15 protein-coding genes and 1 rRNA gene are annotated in these 16,178 nt (G+C 51.9%); 13 read left to right on the forward strand and 3 right to left on the reverse strand.

The genetic code is table 11. The features are described from left to right. Positions 1–42: 42 nt before the first annotated feature. Together AC0YNW_RS26045 and AC0YNW_RS26050 are read right to left on the reverse strand one after the other, a co-directional pair. Positions 43–783: a cupin domain-containing protein gene (locus AC0YNW_RS26045; RefSeq protein WP_475834389.1), complete on the reverse strand. Its 741-nt coding sequence runs from the start codon at positions 781–783 to the stop codon at positions 43–45. A 188-nt stretch (positions 784–971) separates the two neighbouring features. Then, complete coding sequence (locus AC0YNW_RS26050) at positions 972–1,871, reverse strand: AraC family transcriptional regulator (RefSeq protein ID WP_475834390.1); 900 nt, start codon at positions 1,869–1,871, stop codon at positions 972–974. 171 nt (positions 1,872–2,042) lie between these two features. Between AC0YNW_RS26050 and AC0YNW_RS26055 the strand changes: the two genes are divergently transcribed. From AC0YNW_RS26055 to AC0YNW_RS26105, 11 genes are all read left to right on the forward strand, one after another. Next, positions 2,043–2,885 (forward strand): sugar phosphate isomerase/epimerase family protein, encoded by an 843-nt coding sequence (locus AC0YNW_RS26055; RefSeq protein WP_475834391.1) that lies wholly within the window; start codon positions 2,043–2,045, stop codon positions 2,883–2,885. A 41-nt stretch (positions 2,886–2,926) separates the two neighbouring features. Further along, positions 2,927–3,937 (forward strand): Gfo/Idh/MocA family protein, encoded by a 1,011-nt coding sequence (locus AC0YNW_RS26060; RefSeq protein ID WP_475834392.1) that lies wholly within the window; start codon positions 2,927–2,929, stop codon positions 3,935–3,937. 203 nt (positions 3,938–4,140) lie between these two features. Further along, the gene (locus tag AC0YNW_RS26065; protein ID WP_475834393.1) at positions 4,141–4,881 is read left to right on the forward strand and encodes a GTP pyrophosphokinase; all 741 of its coding nucleotides are present in this window, start codon (positions 4,141–4,143) and stop codon (positions 4,879–4,881) included. 130 nt (positions 4,882–5,011) lie between these two features. Further along, a complete protein-coding gene (locus AC0YNW_RS26070) occupies positions 5,012–5,392 on the forward strand; it encodes an ATPase (protein ID WP_475834394.1) in 381 nt (126 codons plus the stop codon). Between the two features lie 213 nt (positions 5,393–5,605). Next, the gene (gatC, locus tag AC0YNW_RS26075; protein WP_475834395.1) at positions 5,606–5,893 is read left to right on the forward strand and encodes an Asp-tRNA(Asn)/Glu-tRNA(Gln) amidotransferase subunit GatC; all 288 of its coding nucleotides are present in this window, start codon (positions 5,606–5,608) and stop codon (positions 5,891–5,893) included. 32 nt (positions 5,894–5,925) lie between these two features. After that, positions 5,926–7,383 carry an Asp-tRNA(Asn)/Glu-tRNA(Gln) amidotransferase subunit GatA gene (gene gatA, locus AC0YNW_RS26080; protein ID WP_475834396.1) on the forward strand — a complete coding sequence of 486 codons (1,458 nt, stop codon included), beginning with the start codon at positions 5,926–5,928 and terminating at the stop codon, positions 7,381–7,383. 42 nt (positions 7,384–7,425) lie between these two features. Beyond that, on the forward strand, positions 7,426–8,865 hold the full coding sequence (gene gatB / locus AC0YNW_RS26085; protein ID WP_475834397.1) for an Asp-tRNA(Asn)/Glu-tRNA(Gln) amidotransferase subunit GatB: 1,440 nt from the start codon (positions 7,426–7,428) through the stop codon (positions 8,863–8,865). Positions 8,866–9,011: 146 nt separating this feature from the next. Beyond that, positions 9,012–9,728, forward strand: coding sequence for an MgtC/SapB family protein (locus AC0YNW_RS26090; RefSeq protein WP_387479877.1), 717 nt, complete (start codon positions 9,012–9,014; stop codon positions 9,726–9,728). Beyond that, positions 9,710–11,773 (forward strand): DUF4097 family beta strand repeat-containing protein, encoded by a 2,064-nt coding sequence (locus AC0YNW_RS26095; protein WP_475834398.1) that lies wholly within the window; start codon positions 9,710–9,712, stop codon positions 11,771–11,773. The genes AC0YNW_RS26090 and AC0YNW_RS26095 overlap by 19 nt, the downstream gene beginning before the upstream one ends. Before the next feature lie 80 nt (positions 11,774–11,853). Further along, positions 11,854–12,285, forward strand: a complete 432-nt coding sequence (gene perR, locus AC0YNW_RS26100; protein ID WP_387479729.1) for a peroxide-responsive transcriptional repressor PerR — start codon at positions 11,854–11,856, stop codon at positions 12,283–12,285. 118 nt (positions 12,286–12,403) lie between these two features. Further along, the gene (locus AC0YNW_RS26105) at positions 12,404–14,137 is read left to right on the forward strand and encodes a glycosyl hydrolase family 18 protein (RefSeq protein ID WP_387479728.1); all 1,734 of its coding nucleotides are present in this window, start codon (positions 12,404–12,406) and stop codon (positions 14,135–14,137) included. A gap of 71 nt (positions 14,138–14,208) precedes the next feature. Here AC0YNW_RS26105 and AC0YNW_RS26110 read toward each other — a convergent pair whose 3' ends face one another. After that, positions 14,209–14,562 carry a YgzB family protein gene (locus AC0YNW_RS26110; protein WP_387479876.1) on the reverse strand — a complete coding sequence of 118 codons (354 nt, stop codon included), beginning with the start codon at positions 14,560–14,562 and terminating at the stop codon, positions 14,209–14,211. A 164-nt stretch (positions 14,563–14,726) separates the two neighbouring features. Here AC0YNW_RS26110 and AC0YNW_RS26115 point away from each other — a divergent pair, with 164 nt between their 5' ends. Both AC0YNW_RS26115 and AC0YNW_RS26120 read left to right on the forward strand, forming a co-directional pair. Next, positions 14,727–15,608, forward strand: a complete 882-nt coding sequence (locus AC0YNW_RS26115) for a nucleotidyltransferase-like protein (RefSeq protein WP_475834399.1) — start codon at positions 14,727–14,729, stop codon at positions 15,606–15,608. A 365-nt stretch (positions 15,609–15,973) separates the two neighbouring features. Further along, a 16S ribosomal RNA gene (locus AC0YNW_RS26120) occupies positions 15,974–16,178 on the forward strand; the annotation flags it as partial.

Here is a 16,178-nt window from a genome sequence, read left to right on the forward strand (position 1 = left end):
ACTCCTTTGCTTATAGTCCCTCGAATGGCTCTGAGGCCTTCGTTAATCCCATCTCCGGTACAGGAATGGAATCGGATGAAAGGGCTGATCCAGCGGTGCATAGCAGCTCTCGGATTCGCCGGAGATCGGTCGGTTCGGATAATGATAGGTCTGGTTCTGGTTCGCTTGCTGATAAGGGGCAGGAGCCATCTGTGACATATTCATGCCGCCGTGATTCATCATCGGCTGCATCTGAGTCGGATGCTGCTTGGAACAGGAAGCGGGAGGTCCGATGATGACGGTGTCTGTAATTGGAGCGAGCGTATCCTTCACCTTGGCCTCATCCAGACAATAGGTATGCGCCAGCACATGGGCAGGCGTAAGCCGTAAGATATCCGAGCCGAAGATGACCTCCGGCACCGGAGCGTCGAAGATGGCCAGCAGATGGGTGTTGTCCTGATTGGCCACCTCATAATGCCACCAGCCTTGCGGCACATTAGCGACTTGGCCAGGCGCGATCGTGAAGTTCAGCAGCTCTTTCGTAAAAGGATTGATGAGCGATACGACTGCCCCGCCGGCAATACAGTACACGAGTTCGGTCGCGTTCTGATGAATATGAGGTTCGACCACATTGTCTTTGCTTAGGAAGATATCCAGCAGAGATGCATTGCCTAGCGTATTCAATTGATTGATCGACAGCGTATTAATGATGTTCTGGGCATCTTTTTTGAAAAAAGGATTGTCGGACAGTGTATAAGTAAATTGGGTGTTCGGCGATGTGAAGTCCATGTAGGAATCAGCCATGCGTGTAGTTCCTGCCTTTCAGTAGAGAGTTTTGACAGGATCAGTGTATGTTCGCGCCCAGATGAATGTGATAGATGCCTATACATATGCGGAATCTGAAGCATACGAATGGGTGCTGCATGTCCGCAATCAGACGCATCCCGCGTATCAGAAGATTGCATGGGCAGCTTGCGGCCCAAACGAAGGACTCACAGCACTCGGGACAGCTTGCGGTATTCCGTGGCGGATATACCCTCATGCTTGCGGAACAGACGGCTGAAGTAGTGAATGCCGGAATAGCCCAATTGCTCGCTGATTTGCTCCACGGACAGATCGGTTTCCCGAAGCAGGCGGCGCGCCTCACGGTGGCGGACGTTATGCAGAAATTCATTGGGCGGCAAGCCGGCCATCTGCTTGAACAGCTTGGCGGCATGATCGAGACTGAGATTCATCCGTTCGGCAATGCCCGCATTCGACCATGGCTCGGCAGGCTTACGCTCCATTTCGTCGATAATCTCCATCAGCTTGCCGCTGTATTGTGTAGCGAGCGAGCGGGAGCGGGACTGCTGCAGCCGGAGCAGATGTGTCAGGATGTTCAGCATTAAAGCCTTGCAGGCCAGCTCATAGCCCATAGGCCGAAGCGTAAATTCCTGTACCAATTGCTCCAATAGCTGCACACAGGCCAATGTTGGCGTATAGACGGGCTGCAGCGATAACGGCTGGAATCCGTCAGCGACGGCCTCATGCGCAAAGCGGTGATGCTGAACATGATCTTCGCTCACGATCATATCCGCTTCCGTCTGGATATCCAATTCGTCGAAGAAATCAAAGTGAATGCCCAAAAATCGCGTATCCGGACTGGATACCGCCTCATTCCGGTGGTAGACGCCTGCCGGCAGCACGATCAGCTGCCCGGCGGACAGCTCATGACGCTGGCCCTGCATCGTAGTGGCCGCTTCGCCTTGGCTTACATAGAGCAGCTCGAAGTCATAGATGCGCCTCTCGGGAAGGTAGCCGGTGGACATCCGCTGGAACTGGGCGTAATGGATGCGCGGCGACCATTCCTTCACCGGGGCATGGCGCCGCAGCGGAAAACTGCTCTCCTCCATGTCGTTCTCCTCCTCTAAATTATCTGCAATCAATTGAACGGATTTGTGCAAATAATAACTTTTCCCGCTAAATATTAATGGTTATTAAGGGGTTATTATAAAGGTATTATGGCATGAATAACCGTTCATCTCAACTGAACGGAATCCGACAAAGAGGAAGGGGCACTACGGATGAAAAAAGGAATTAACATTTGGTCGTTCCGTGCTGACCGCACCATTTTGGAATGCGCCCGGATTGCGAAGAAAGCCGGCTTTGACGGTCTGGAGCTGTCGTTGAATGGGACTGGAGAGCTGGGGCTTGAAGCGACTGACAAGGATGTCCTTGCCATCAAGTCGATGCTGGAGGATGAAGGACTGGAGATCGCGGGACTTGCGACGGGACTGTATTGGGATTACGCCATGACGAGCGAGGATGAGAGCAAGCGCCAGAAGGCTATCGATATTTGCAAAAAACAATTGGAGCTGGCTGCGGCTTTTGGCGTGGATGCCATTCTGGTTATCCCGGGCGCAGTAGGTGTTGATTTTATTCCAGGCTCTGAGGTTGTGTCCTATGACCGTGCTTATGATCGGGCGTCGGAGGCGATTGGCAAGCTGGCATCGCATGCGGAAGCAGCAGGCGTATCGATCGCCATCGAGAATGTGTGGAACAAGTTCCTGCTCTCGCCGCTGGAGCTTCGCGGTTTCATCGACGCGCATAACTCCCCGTTTGTCGGCTCCTACTTTGATGTGGGGAACGTCGTACACAGCGGCTACCCGGAGCAATGGATTCGGATATTGGGCCACCGGATCAAGAAGGTTCATTTCAAGGACTACAGAAGACAGGCCGGCGGCTTGCACGGGTTTGTAGACCTGCTGGCTGGCGATGTCGATTATCCTGCAGTTGTTCAGGCATTAACGGATATCGGCTATGAGGGCTATGCGACGGCTGAGATGATCCCGCCTTATACGCATCACACGGATCAAATCATCTTTAATACTTCCAAAGCAATGGATGCCATTCTGGGCCGCAGCTAATTAAAGCCAGCCCCTAACCTACATGATGAGGAGAGATGAGGATGCTTAGAGTAGGACTTATCGGATTTGGTTTTATGGGACGGATGCACTTTGACAATTACGTGCGGCTTATGAACGAAGGAGCAGAGGTGCAACTGGTTGCCGTATGCGATACTCGTATTGAAGAGCTGAAGAACGCATCTGCATGGGGCAACATTGCAACGGCCCAAGAGGTGTACGATCTGTCGCCTTACAAGTTGTATGAGAGTATTGAGGAGATGCTGGAGAAGGAAGAGCTGGATGTCGTCAACATTACACTGCCGACACCTCTTCATGCCGATCTGACGATTTCGTTGCTTCAGCGGGGCATTCATGTCTTGTGCGAGAAGCCGATCGCCCGCACGTCGGAGGAAGCGCATCGGATGGCCGAGGCGGCCAAGCAGACGGGCAAGACGTTAATGATTGGACAATGCCTCCGCTTCTGGCCGGCTTACGAGTATGCCAAGCAATGCGTGACCGATGGGCGTTACGGAAACGTGTTGTCCGGCAGCTTCTTCCGCGGCAGCGGGACGCCGCAGGGCTGGTTCCTGGACGGGGAGCTGAGCGGCGGCTGCATGCTGGATATGCATATTCATGATACGGATATGATCAACTGGCTGTTCGGCAAGCCGGATGGGGTATCCTCCATCGCGCGAAATGTCATTCCCGGCAGCGCCTACGACAGCGTCTCGACCAACTATATCTATGCGGACGGCAAGGTGCTGAACGCGCAGGCTGACTGGTCGCTTCAAGGCGACTTCGGCTTCGCCATGTCCTACCGCATCAACTTCGAGGGCGGCAATCTGATATTCGAGCGGGATCAGCTTCGCGTCAATCCGAACGATCAGCCCGGCTTCATCGCGGAGCTGCCGGCGGATATGGGCTATTACAGGGAGATGAAGTACTTCCTGGAAGCTGTGACGAAGGGGCAGCCGGTACAGGTGTGCACGCCGGAGAGCGCAGCGGCATCGCTCGAGATTATAGAGGCTGAGATTCGCTCGGCCGACAATCGCGGAGTGTTGGAGAAGGTTTAGCGGACCGAATAGCGGCAGAGCCGTTTTGATATTGCGCATGAGGGGTATTCCGCCTGCAGATCGCCTGCAGAGCGGAATGCCCTTTCTTCCATATACAGGATGTTTCCGGTTGTCTTATTTGCAATTGCAGTCTCATTCATACTAAGATGGATTCATCCGAAGTGAAGGGCGGCGCTTGCCGTTCCTATAGAGGGAGATTCGTTATGAAGCCAATACAATTCGAACAGTTCAAGAAGATGAAGAATGAAGTTACACGGTTTATGATGATGTATCAGTTCGCGCTAAATGAGCTGGAGACCAAGATAGAGATATTAAAGGAAGAATTTCAATTTCTGCATGACTACAATCCGATCGAACATACCAAATCAAGAGTAAAATCGCTTGAGAGTATCATGAGAAAAATTAGCCGCAAAGGCATTCCGTTCGTGCTGGAGGATATCAAGCATCAAATCAAAGATATCGCAGGACTTCGCATTACTTGTTCATTCATTAAGGATATCTATCATATTCGCGATATGCTGACGAACCAATTCGGTCTCCGCGTCAATGAGGAGAAGGACTATATCGAGAATCCGAAGCCTAACGGGTATCGGAGTCTTCATCTTCTAGTGGAGGTCCCGGTCTTTATGTCGGACGGGCAGGAGAGCGTCTGCGTAGAAATTCAAATTCGTACCATTGCGATGGACTTCTGGGCGAGTCTGGAGCATAAAATATTTTACAAATACAATCAGTCCGTTCCATCCAGCCTCCTTCAGGAGTTGAAGGAAGCATCTGACTCCGCCAATCGGCTTGATCTGCAGATGGAGCGCCTGCACCGGGAAATCTCCGTCATTAAGGAAACGCAGGGCGAGGACGGTGCGGAGGAACTGACGCAATTGCTTATTGGCAACCAGCAGTTCAAGCTGCCTTCCGCGCTGTTTGAGCTTGGAAGAGAAGGGAATTAACCCCTCTTTTACTTCCCGTTGCTGTTCCAATCTCCACTCTATGATTCTCCTATTGGACATGAATATTAATTTCTAGTAGGATAATAGACAAGTAAAAAGCACAGCGACGATGAAATAGGGGTTGAGACTTATGCTGCAGCTAGGAACCAAGGTTGTCATAGTGGCTGACCATTTCGAACAAAAGCTTCCCATTGGGGAGTATGGCTATATAATCGCGTACGACCGCAATGCAGACAATGTGTTTGACTATGTGGTGCGGGTACCGAAGGCGAATCGCAACTTTCTCGTTCCGGATGAGGACGTGGAGCTGGAAGAGGTGCTGATTCAATTGGAAGTAGACCGCATTGAGCGAGAGACTCTTATTGACTATGCGCTTGCCACGCATAACGAAGAACTGTTCAAGCGGATTATGAAGGGCGATGAGGAAGAAGCGGAGGAAGAGCATGCGGGCAAGGAGCCCATCAGCCGCGAGGACTTCATCCGCCAGGTTAACCTGAAGGCGTGGATTTAGTGATAAGACCGGATCGGCGCAGTGGTTCATAACCCTGTTGCGCCCCGCGTCTGGCAACGGTTCGCGCAGGCGGAAGGACGGAGCTTGGGACTTGGGTCCCCTCCGTCTTTTTTGTTTTGAATGGGCCTGCATCAATCCGTACCCTATCATTGCTGATCGGCGCATATGTAGGCTATAATAAAAAGAATGACTTTTGCAGAGGAGAGTACCCTGATGAGCATAACATTAAAGGATGTTGAGCATGTCGCCAATCTGGCCCGTCTGGATTTGAGCGATGTGGAGAAAGCTCAGTTCACCGAGCAGCTCAACGCGATATTGAAATATGCAGAGAAGCTGAACGAGCTGGATACAGACGGAGTTGAGCCGACCAGCCACGTGCTGCCGATTACGAATGTCATGCGCGACGACGTGAAGAAAGAATCGCTTCCGATCGAGAAGGTGCTGCTTAACGCGCCTGACGAGGAAGACGGTCAATTCAAAGTGCCGGCGGTGCTTGAATAAATTACGGGTTTATTTGAAGGGAGGAGCTACTGTTGGCACTGTTTGACCTACGCCTGCAGGATGTACATAACAAGCTAAGCAACAAAGAGCTGTCCGTAACGGAGCTCGTAGACGCGTCATACGCGAGAATCAAGGAAACCGATGAATCCATCAAGGCTTTCCTTACCTTGAATGAAGACGGCGCCCGCTCGCAAGCGCATGAAATGGACAAGCGTCTGCAAGAAGGCGGCGACAAAGGCCTGCTGTTCGGCCTTCCGGCCGGCATTAAGGACAATATCGTAACGGAAGGCTTGCTGACCACTTGCGCAAGCCAATTCCTGAGCAATTATAATCCGATCTACAGCGCGACAAGCGCGCGCAAGCTGAAGGACGCGGATGCGATCACGATCGGCAAGCTGAACATGGACGAATTCGCTATGGGCGGCTCGAACGAGAACTCCAGCTACTATCCGACGCGCAATCCGTGGAATACCGACTACGTGCCGGGCGGCTCCAGCGGCGGCTCTGCGGCGTCCGTAGCGGCAGGACAAGTCTACTTCTCGCTCGGCTCTGACACAGGCGGTTCCATTCGCCAGCCGGCCGCTTATTGCGGCATTGTAGGCCTCAAGCCGACATACGGCCTCGTGTCGCGGTTTGGCCTGGTCGCCTTCGCATCTTCGCTGGATCAGATCGGCCCGCTGACGAAGAATGTCGAGGACGCAGCTTATGTGCTCCAATCGATTGCAGGCTATGACGCCAGCGATTCCACATCCGCGAAGGTCGACATTCCGGATTACACGTCTGCCCTGACAGGTGACGTGAAGGGGCTGCGCATTGGTGTTCCGAAGGAATACCTTGGCGCAGGTATCGATCCGCGCGTGAAGGAAGCGGTTATGAATGCGCTGAAAGTCTACGAATCGCTAGGGGCAACCTGGGAGGAAGTGTCGCTTCCGCATACCGACTATGCGATCGCGACGTACTATTTGCTTGCTTCTTCCGAAGCTTCTTCCAACCTGGCTCGCTTCGACGGCGTTCGTTATGGCGTCCGCGCAGACAATCCGGACAACCTGATCGACTTGTACCGCAAGTCGCGCAGCCAAGGCTTCGGACCGGAAGTGAAGCGCCGCATTATGCTCGGCACCTATGCGCTTAGCTCCGGCTATTACGACGCTTATTACTTGAAGGCGCAAAAGGTGCGCACGCTGATCAAAGGCGACTTCGACAACATCTTCAAACAATACGACCTGATCATCGGACCTACGGCTCCGACTCCAGCTTTCCGCATCGGCGAGCAAGTCGGCGATCCGCTAACGATGTATCTGAACGATATATGTACGATTCCAGTCAGCCTGGCCGGCATTCCGGCGATCAGCGTTCCGTGCGGAACGGCTGACGGCCTGCCGATCGGCCTGCAAATTATCGGCAAGGCATTCGACGAATCGACGGTGCTTCGCGCCGCGCATGCCTTCGAGGCTCATACCGACCATCACAAGCTGCGCCCGCAGCTGTAATTATCGCGTACAAGTAGGACGCTTAGGAAAGGAACGATAAGAATGTCTGTAGCGAACAAATACGAGACGGTCGTCGGGCTGGAAGTGCACGTCGAGCTGCATACGAACAGCAAGATCTTTTGCGGCTGCTCTACTTCCTTCGGCGCACCGCCCAATACCCATACCTGCCCGGTATGCCTAGGTCATCCCGGCGTATTGCCGGTGCTGAACCACCAGGCTGTGGAATACGCGATGAAAGCTGCGATGGCGCTGAACTGCACCATTGCCGACGTCAGCAAATTCGACCGTAAAAACTATTTCTACCCGGATTCACCGAAGGCGTACCAAATCTCGCAATACGATCAGCCGATCGGCGAGAATGGCTGGTTAGATATCGAAGTGAACGGCGAGACGAAGCGCATCGGCATTACGCGCCTTCATCTGGAGGAAGACGCGGGCAAGCTGACGCACGTAGACGGCGGGTACGCATCGCTGGTCGACTTCAACCGGGTCGGCACGCCGCTTGTCGAGATCGTATCGGAGCCGGATATCCGCACGCCAGAGGAAGCAAAGGCATATCTGGAGAAGCTGAAGGCCATTATGCTGTATTGCGATGTGTCTGATGTGAAGATGGAAGAGGGCAGCCTGCGCTGCGACGCGAACATCAGCCTTCGTCCATACGGTCAAGAGAAGTTCGGCACGCGCGCCGAGCTGAAGAACATGAACTCATTCCGCGGCGTACAGCGCGGACTGGAATATGAGCAGTTCCGTCAGGCAGAGATTCTGGACGCGGGCGGGGAAGTCGTACAGGAGACGCGCCGGTTCGACGACGCAGCGGGCAAGTCGTTCTCGATGCGCGGCAAGGAAGAAGCGCATGATTACCGCTACTTCCCGGACCCGGATCTGGTCAGATTGCATATTAGCGAAGAGTGGAAGGAGAGCGTCCGCGCTTCCATCCCGGAGCTTCCTGATGCGCGCAAAGCCCGCTATACGGCGGATTACGGCTTGCCGGCCTACGATGCCGAGGTCATCACCGCATCGAAGAAGCTGGCTGACTTCTTCGAGGAGAGCCTCTCTTACACGAAGGATGCGAAAGCCGTCTCGAACTGGATTATGGGAGACTTGCTGGGCTATCTGAATGCGAACGGCCTTGAATTGTCCGATGTCAAGATTACCGGACAAGGACTAGGCGAGATGATCGGCTTGCTGGAGAAAGGCACCATCAGCGGCAAAATCGCCAAAACCGTATTCAAAGCCATGCTGGAGAGCGGCAAGCTGCCGCAGCAGATCGTAGAGGAGCAAGGCCTCGTTCAAATTAGCGATGAAGGTGCGATTCTAGCCATTGTCGATGCAATCATCGAGAAGAATCCGCAATCTGTCGAAGATTTCCGTGCTGGCAAGGAGAAGGCAATTGGCTTCCTTGTCGGACAGATTATGAAGGAAACGAAGGGCAAAGCGAATCCGGCACTTGTCAACAAGCTGCTGCTTGAGCGTCTTCAATAACGATTGACCTCGTATCCTGTAAGGCGCGATTCATCATGTAGAGATGAGTCGCGCCTTTTGCCGCATATTATGATTAGGTAGGCAGGGATAGGGTGCTAAGATTATAAGATGAGAGGTCAAGATCGACGATGATGACATTGAGCGCATTGCATAATCCATGGTTTATTGATGAAGTGGACATATTGATCCGTTTATCATTAGCATTGCTGCTTGGCGGCCTGATTGGATTGGAGCGGGAGCAATCGAATCACGCTGCAGGCCTGCGTACGAATATTTTGGTTTGTCTGGGCGCTTGCTTGCTGATGCTCTTGTCCATATACGGGTTTTCGGATTTCGTAGAAGAACCGAATGTACGGGTCGACCCCGCTCGTCTGGCAGCGGCAGTCATTACAGGTGTCGGCTTCTTGGGCGCTGGCACCATCTTGTTCACTGGCAAGTCGATAACAGGACTGACCACTGCGGCATCGCTTTGGGTGGTTGCAGCGATTGGTCTTGCAGTAGGCGCCGGGTTTTATTTTGCATCCGCAAGCGTCACGGTCATGGCTCTACTTACGCTATGGCTGTTTAACAAATTGGAGAAGCGGTATATTAAAGCTAAAAAGGAACATCTCATCAGCGTCCATGCCGCGGACTTGTCTGCAGTGATGAACAAGCTCAATCACATTTTGGATCACCGCAAAGTGACGATCAAAAAAATGTATATGGAAGACGTTGCGGATAGCGACAAGCGGAAGGGCAGCGATGAGCCTCTGACCAAGCTTGTGCTGCATATTATCATGCCGCAGCGCAAGAACGAGAAGCTGATGCAATTAATGGACGAACTGAAGAAACTGGAGGGCATACGTTGGGTAAGCTCGGAATAAAACGGCGGGCCGGAAGGCTGCTTTCCATCCTGCTTGCTTTTGCGCTGCCAGGTCTCGGCCATGTTCGGAATGGGCAGTATGCCAGAGGCTTTCTTCTGCTGGCTGCTCTGCTGCTCGACTATGTCGCGATCTTCCGTTTGGCGGATTCCGACGGAGGCAGGCATCTTCTGCTCATTGTATATTTGGTGTTGCTGTTGCCTGTGTTCTATTTCATTAGCGTCTTTGAGGTGCTGCAATTTGATCACGAGCACAAGAAGGAAGATCCCCCGCTAAGGCTTAGGGATGGCATATGGCTGACGCTTGCAGGCGCGTTCATGCTGATTCTGCTGAAGCCGCCTGCCATTATGCTGCCTTGGATGAATGAGCTGGCGGAGTGGTCGGTCGGACCGCTGCTTATGCTCGTCTCGCTCTTATGGCTGCGCGCAACAAGGAAGGGAGAAGGCATTATGTTCAGGCTGGGGCGGATAACGGCATGCATCATCCTGCTGGTTCTTGGCGCTTTGCTGCTATGGGACCATATTCGGGGCCGCAATGACATTGCGCTGCTGAGGGATTGGTGGCCGCTTGTATTTGTGTTCCTCGGCATGGAGATTATCTTGTACAGCACGCTGCTGAAACGGAAAGCAGCGGGTCTCCGGCTGGATACCGCGGGCATAGCCGCCTCTCTTGTCATTGTAGTCACAGCCTATGCGGTGACGCAGTATGCGGATTTTCCGGTGAAGTGGCTCGATCAGTTCAATGTGGATTTGAATGGCAGGAAGGAATATGCGGAGGAGAACGGCTTCCGTTTTGACAAAAATGTGATGAAGGTGCCCTTCGACGATAGCGTGGAATCGCTGCGGATTGAGAATGCCAATGGTGATATTCATGTCCGTATGGGCGAAGTAGATGAAATCGAGATCTATACGACCGTATGGGTTGATCTGACCGACGAGGCTGAGGCCAAGGCTGTTGCGGAGCAGTCCCTCATTCATGCCGTCCCTGGTGCGGAGACGGTGTTAGAAGGGAAGGGGCAAGCCTACGGAGCGAACGGCAATCGGTTGCCGAAGATGAACGTAGAGATCATTATACCGAAGCTGGACGAGCCGCAGGAAGATATCATGGGGCCGCCAACTCCACCCCCGGAGGAGCTCGATGACGGGCAAACTGAAGGCGCCCAAGAGGCTGAAGGTGACAGCGCATCAGAAAGCTCACTTGTACCAGAAGATTCCGGCACGCCTTTAGCGGAGAATTCGCTTGATCATACCGTAGAACCGCAAGAGGCGGATACGCCGGTTGAGTCGGGCGATACTGCGCTTGAAGACGGTTTGGCGAGCGATTCCGGCACTTCGCAAGACGATGCGGATCAAGATCAGGTGCAAGACGGTCCGGTGCCGGGTATCGACACAGATAACTCTATAGGTTCGGAAGAACAGAGAGCGCCTGGTGCGCGAGAATTGAAGGTGAACATTAACAGCGGCAATGGTTCGGTTACAGTCATGGATGTGTATGCGAAGGGCGGCGTGCTTGTTCGGAGCGCGAGCGGTCTCGTGCAGTTGACCGCCATCCATGGTGATATTTCGGTGGAGGGCATTAACGCCAGTCTCGAAGCGTATTCCATTCAAGGGCAGAGCAGTCTCGTGACGAAGAACGGGAGCATCAAAGTCGAATCTGCGACTGATGATGTCTTCGCAAGCACGATGAACGGCAATCTGGAGTTGAGTGATATCTATGGCGATCTGGACACCGAGACGAAAAACGGCGGTATTCGGATCTCGAACGCTGCAATGGACATTAAAGCGAACACCTTGAACGGCAACGTGGAGATCGACAGTCCTATCGTTGGCGGCAACTGGGATCTGGACAGCTCCGTGGGAGAGATCAATCTTCGCGTTCCTTACAGCGGCAGCTATACGGTGTACGGATCGGTAACTTTCGGCAATCTTACGACCGATCTTCCGCTGGTCCAGACGCGCAAAACGCTGCGCGGTGTCATTGGAGACGGTGATTATCGCATTCATATTAATGCGACGAACAGCATATCGATACATGGTCAGGGACTTTAGGCGAACGGCGCATTCATTGACAAATTTGCGAACGTGAACGTACAATAGTAATAACTACTATATAGAAAGGCGTGAGGGGAATGGCGGCCAGCGTTCAATTGGCACTAGAGCAACTGAAGATGAATGGCGTCCGGATGACCCCGCAACGTCACGCCATATTAAGCTATCTAATGGATTCCAAGTCTCATCCTACAGCAGATGAGATCTATAAGGCGCTCTCACCGGCATTTCCGAGCATGAGCGTAGCGACCATATACAACAATCTCAGGTTGTTTGTAGAAGCTGGCTTAGTGCGTGAACTTACGTATGGCGACGATTCAAGCCGGTTCGATGCGGATTTATCCGATCATTATCACGCCATCTGCAAGAGCTGCGGACAAATTGTCGACTTTGGTTACCCGCCGCTGCTTGAAGTGGAGAAGGCTGCTTCGAGAGAGACGGGTTTTACGGTACAGGGTCATCGGATGGAAATATACGGATTGTGTACTTCCTGCAACACAACCGCGAAATAAAACGTATATAAACTAGATAAGTCTTTACACATAACGTGCCGGAAGCGATCATACGCTACACTGCACGTTTTTGTTTGAGAGGAGACTTGATTCAATACGTGGATTGGAGAGTGAGAGATTGGAGACGAATGTAGGGCGCGCAACCCGCAAGAGACGAAGAGGCGGCTGCGGTCTAATGCTTGTATTGTTTTTTGCGGCGGCCATTATTACCTTCGGGTGGTTCGGATATATGAAGTTCATCCCAAGCAATGAACATCAAGCACCAAGCTATAGCTCGGCGAACCCGATTGTCGTATCCGGTAAGGATACGGGGTACGGGGCTGTCATAGACGACGGGGGAGTGAAGCTTCCGCTTCCGCTGCTTGAGACGTTGCTCGGAGAGGACAAGCCGATTCATTATGAAGAAGAGTCCAAGACGCTTGTCATGACTACAGCAGACAAGGTGCTGCGATTGAAGACGGATGCCTTGACCGGGATTATGAATCAAAGCGACTACAAGTTAACGATAGCTGCGGAAGTCGTGGATAATACCGTGTATATTCCTACGGAGCCGCTTGAGGAATTGTTCGGCATTCATGCCGAATATGACGAGGCCAGCTCGATCATTACGATCGTTCGGGAAGCCGAAGCCATTCAACTGGCGGAAGCTACGTCGAAGGATGGCTCGGCCATTCGAGTTGCTCCTTCTATTAGAGAGCCGTATTTGTTCAAGGTTCCTCAAGGAGATACAGTACGCATATGGGAAGAAGCCGACGGATGGATGCTTGTTCAGAACACAGCAGGTCATGTCGGGTATATGAACAAAAAGGATCTGAGACTAACGAAGATCGATCAGATTCCGGAGCGTGAGAAGCCAAAAGCCTTTATCCCATGGAAGGTCATGGGCAGCAAAATTAATCTGACATGGGAAGCAGTCTATAACCGGAAGACGGATACGTCCAAGATTGGGGACATGCCGGGTGTCAATGTCGTCAGTCCAACCTGGTTCGAGCTGAAGGACGCCAAAGGCACCATTGAAGGAAAAGCGGACCCGGCTTACGTGAAGTGGGCGCATAATCGTGGTTATCAGGTGTGGGGACTTTTCAGCAACGGCTTTGAGCCGAAGCAGACGACCGAAGCGCTGTCGACTGTTGAGACCCGATTCTCTATGATCCAACAGCTGCTCGCCTTCGCCGAAATCTACAACCTGCAAGGGATTAACATTGACTTTGAGAACGTCTATACGAAGGATAAGGAAAATCTGGTGCAATTCGTGAAGGAAATGACGCCGCTGCTTCATGAGCAGGGACTCGTCGTCTCCATCGATGTGACGCCGAAGTCGAACAGCGAGATGTGGTCGGTCTTCCTGGATCGTCCCGCACTTGGCAAGGTCGTCGATTATATGATGGTCATGGCCTACGATGAGCATTGGGCTTCCAGCCCGAAAGCCGGCTCCGTCGCTTCGCTGCCTTGGGTAGAGAAATCCATGACCCGTATTCTGGAGGAAGACGGCGTGCCAGCAAGCAAGCTTATCCTGAGCATGCCGTTATATACGAGAATTTGGACAGAGCAGAAGGATGAGTCCGGGGCTGTGAAGGTTTCTTCGAAAGCTGTAGGGATGGAGACGGTGAAATCCATCATTAGCGAGAAGAAGCTGAAGCCGGTACTGGACGAAGCTGCTGGACAGCATTATGTGGAATATCAGGAAGAAGGCGCGCTTAAGCGGATCTGGATCGAAGATGAGCTCTCCATGAAGTCGAGAGTGGAGATTGCGCGAAAATATGATTTGGCTGGAGTTGCCACTTGGCAGCGTTCATTCCAGACGCCTTCCATTTGGGGAGCTATTGATGAGGCTTTGACCAAGATGCCATAATGACGTTCTTCCTAATAAAACAAGACCTCCGGGCGTTATCGCTCGGAGGTCTCGTTATGTATACGGATGAGTTACGCTTTGATGTCTTCCACCTTCAGATCAGTCGCTTGGGACGGGTCCAGCGTAAGGATCGTACGGCAGAACATGCAACGATCGGTTTTGCCCAGCATCTTGGTCTGTCTTCCGCATTCCGGGCATTGCAGCATGGTGGCGCTTGTCGACATCATGCCGGCCCAGAAGTAGATGGCCACGCTTATAAGCAGCGCTATCATGCCGAATACCATGAAGATTCCCGCAATGATTTTGCCTGCTTGTCCCCAGAGGACAATACCTGCGGTACCCAGTATCATAATCCCCATGCCGACTAGCGTAAAGACAAGTCCCCAAAGGCGGAATTCATTGATTTTTGCCGATTTAAAAAAGATCTTTTTCATTATTCATACCCTTCCTGTGACTATTGGCTTACGAAAATAAGACTCAATTTCTACGACGGAAAGCAGGAAAGTGCATCCGGTTTGTCGAAAAGGAATAAATCTGTAGATTATTATTATAGCCTAATCTACTTCGATTAGCTATACGGAGGAACCCAGTGGAGCATATCAGAGAGCATGTAATAGACACCTTTCGGGAACTGCCTGGATTGTTGGCCATATCTGTCATCAAAAACCCGTACTCCTATAACCCGCTTATTGATGGTTTAGATATGCTAGTGCTTCTCGTGACCGAGCGATCTGTCGACGTGGAATCCGCGGAGCATGTTCAACTGGACGATGAACGAGCGCTTATTCGATTGGTACATCGTGATGAGCTGGATAAGTGGATTACAGGCGGCGAGAATCGCAATATTATTGAATGGTTAGTGCGGGGGGAGATATGGTTGGATCGCGACGGTTATCTGGCAGGCGTTCGTGAACGGTTGCTTCTGTTCCCTGAATCCATGCGCGAGCAAAAGCAATTCATTGAATTTACGGGATTTCTGAGAACGTATTTGCAGGCAAAACAGGATCTATTGGATGGCAATATGCTTGATGCGTACAGTCATGTGCTGACGGCTCTTCATCATTGGGCGCATATTGTACTTATAGAAGAAGGAAGACATCCGGAGCTTACCGTATGGAAGCAGCTTAGACGGGTACATCCCGGCGTGTACAAGTTATATGAAGAGTTGACGGCAAGTCCGGAGACGCTGGAGCAGCGGGTGCAGCTCGTTATGCTGGCGTGCGAGTTCTCCGTTATGAGCAAGATGAAAGTATGCTGTTCGATCTTATTGGATATTATGAATAGCCGCGAGGAGCCTTGGAGTATCGGGGAGCTGCAAAGCCATCCGTCGATCAGTCCTTTGCAAATCGAGTTATCCCTGGTCATTCACAAGTTAGTCAAGCGTGCTTACATTAGAGAAGTTGCTGTTATGCAGGAGCCCAAAGAGTCTGGAGCCCTTGAGCTAAGATATATGGTTACCGCCACATCGTAGACGGGTTAAGGGGAGACGTACTGAGCGGAATAAGCTTGGTGCGTCTCTTTACATGAGGCATGCAAAAAATATGTCATTTGGTGTTGACGAGCTCTAGAGATCTGTGATACATTAGAACTCGCCGCTTTTGCGAGTGAAACAAATCGACAGCAGACAAGATTAAAAAAAATGTCGAAAGTCGAAAAAAAGTACTTGCAATAAGATAGGCACCTGTGATATATTATAAAAGTCGCCGCTGAGAGAAACGGCTGACACGCAAGAAAATGAAAGACATAAGATTGTTCTTTGAAAACTGAACAACGAGCGAAAATGCCCTGTCATTAATGACAGAAAAGCAACAACGTAATGAGCATTTCAAACTAACTTTTATGGAGAGTTTGATCCTGGCTCAGGACGAACGCTGGCGGCGTGCCTAATACATGCAAGTCGAGCGGACCTAACGTTTCTTCGGAAACGTGGGGTTAGCGGCGGACGGGTGAGTAACACGTAGGTAACCTGCCTGTAAGACTGGGATAACATTCGGAAACGAATGCTAATACCGGATACGCGAGTTGGTCGCATGACCGATTC

The organism is Paenibacillus sp. J31R120, from assembly GCF_056269225.1.

Excerpts from the sequence above, each read along its gene's own strand:
- gatB (WP_475834397.1), top strand. The coding sequence starts at position 7,426 with ATGTCTGTAGCGAACAAATACGAGACGGTCGTCGGGCTGGAAGTGCAC.
- AC0YNW_RS26060 (WP_475834392.1), top strand. The coding sequence starts at position 2,927 with ATGCTTAGAGTAGGACTTATCGGATTTGGTTTTATGGGACGGATGCAC.
- AC0YNW_RS26045 (WP_475834389.1), bottom strand. The coding sequence starts at position 783 with ATGGCTGATTCCTACATGGACTTCACATCGCCGAACACCCAATTTACT.
- AC0YNW_RS26065 (WP_475834393.1), top strand. The coding sequence starts at position 4,141 with ATGAAGCCAATACAATTCGAACAGTTCAAGAAGATGAAGAATGAAGTT.
- AC0YNW_RS26055 (WP_475834391.1), top strand. The coding sequence starts at position 2,043 with ATGAAAAAAGGAATTAACATTTGGTCGTTCCGTGCTGACCGCACCATT.
- gatC (WP_475834395.1), top strand. The coding sequence starts at position 5,606 with ATGAGCATAACATTAAAGGATGTTGAGCATGTCGCCAATCTGGCCCGT.
- AC0YNW_RS26050 (WP_475834390.1), bottom strand. The coding sequence starts at position 1,871 with ATGGAGGAGAGCAGTTTTCCGCTGCGGCGCCATGCCCCGGTGAAGGAA.
- perR (WP_387479729.1), top strand. The coding sequence starts at position 11,854 with ATGGCGGCCAGCGTTCAATTGGCACTAGAGCAACTGAAGATGAATGGC.
- AC0YNW_RS26070 (WP_475834394.1), top strand. The coding sequence starts at position 5,012 with ATGCTGCAGCTAGGAACCAAGGTTGTCATAGTGGCTGACCATTTCGAA.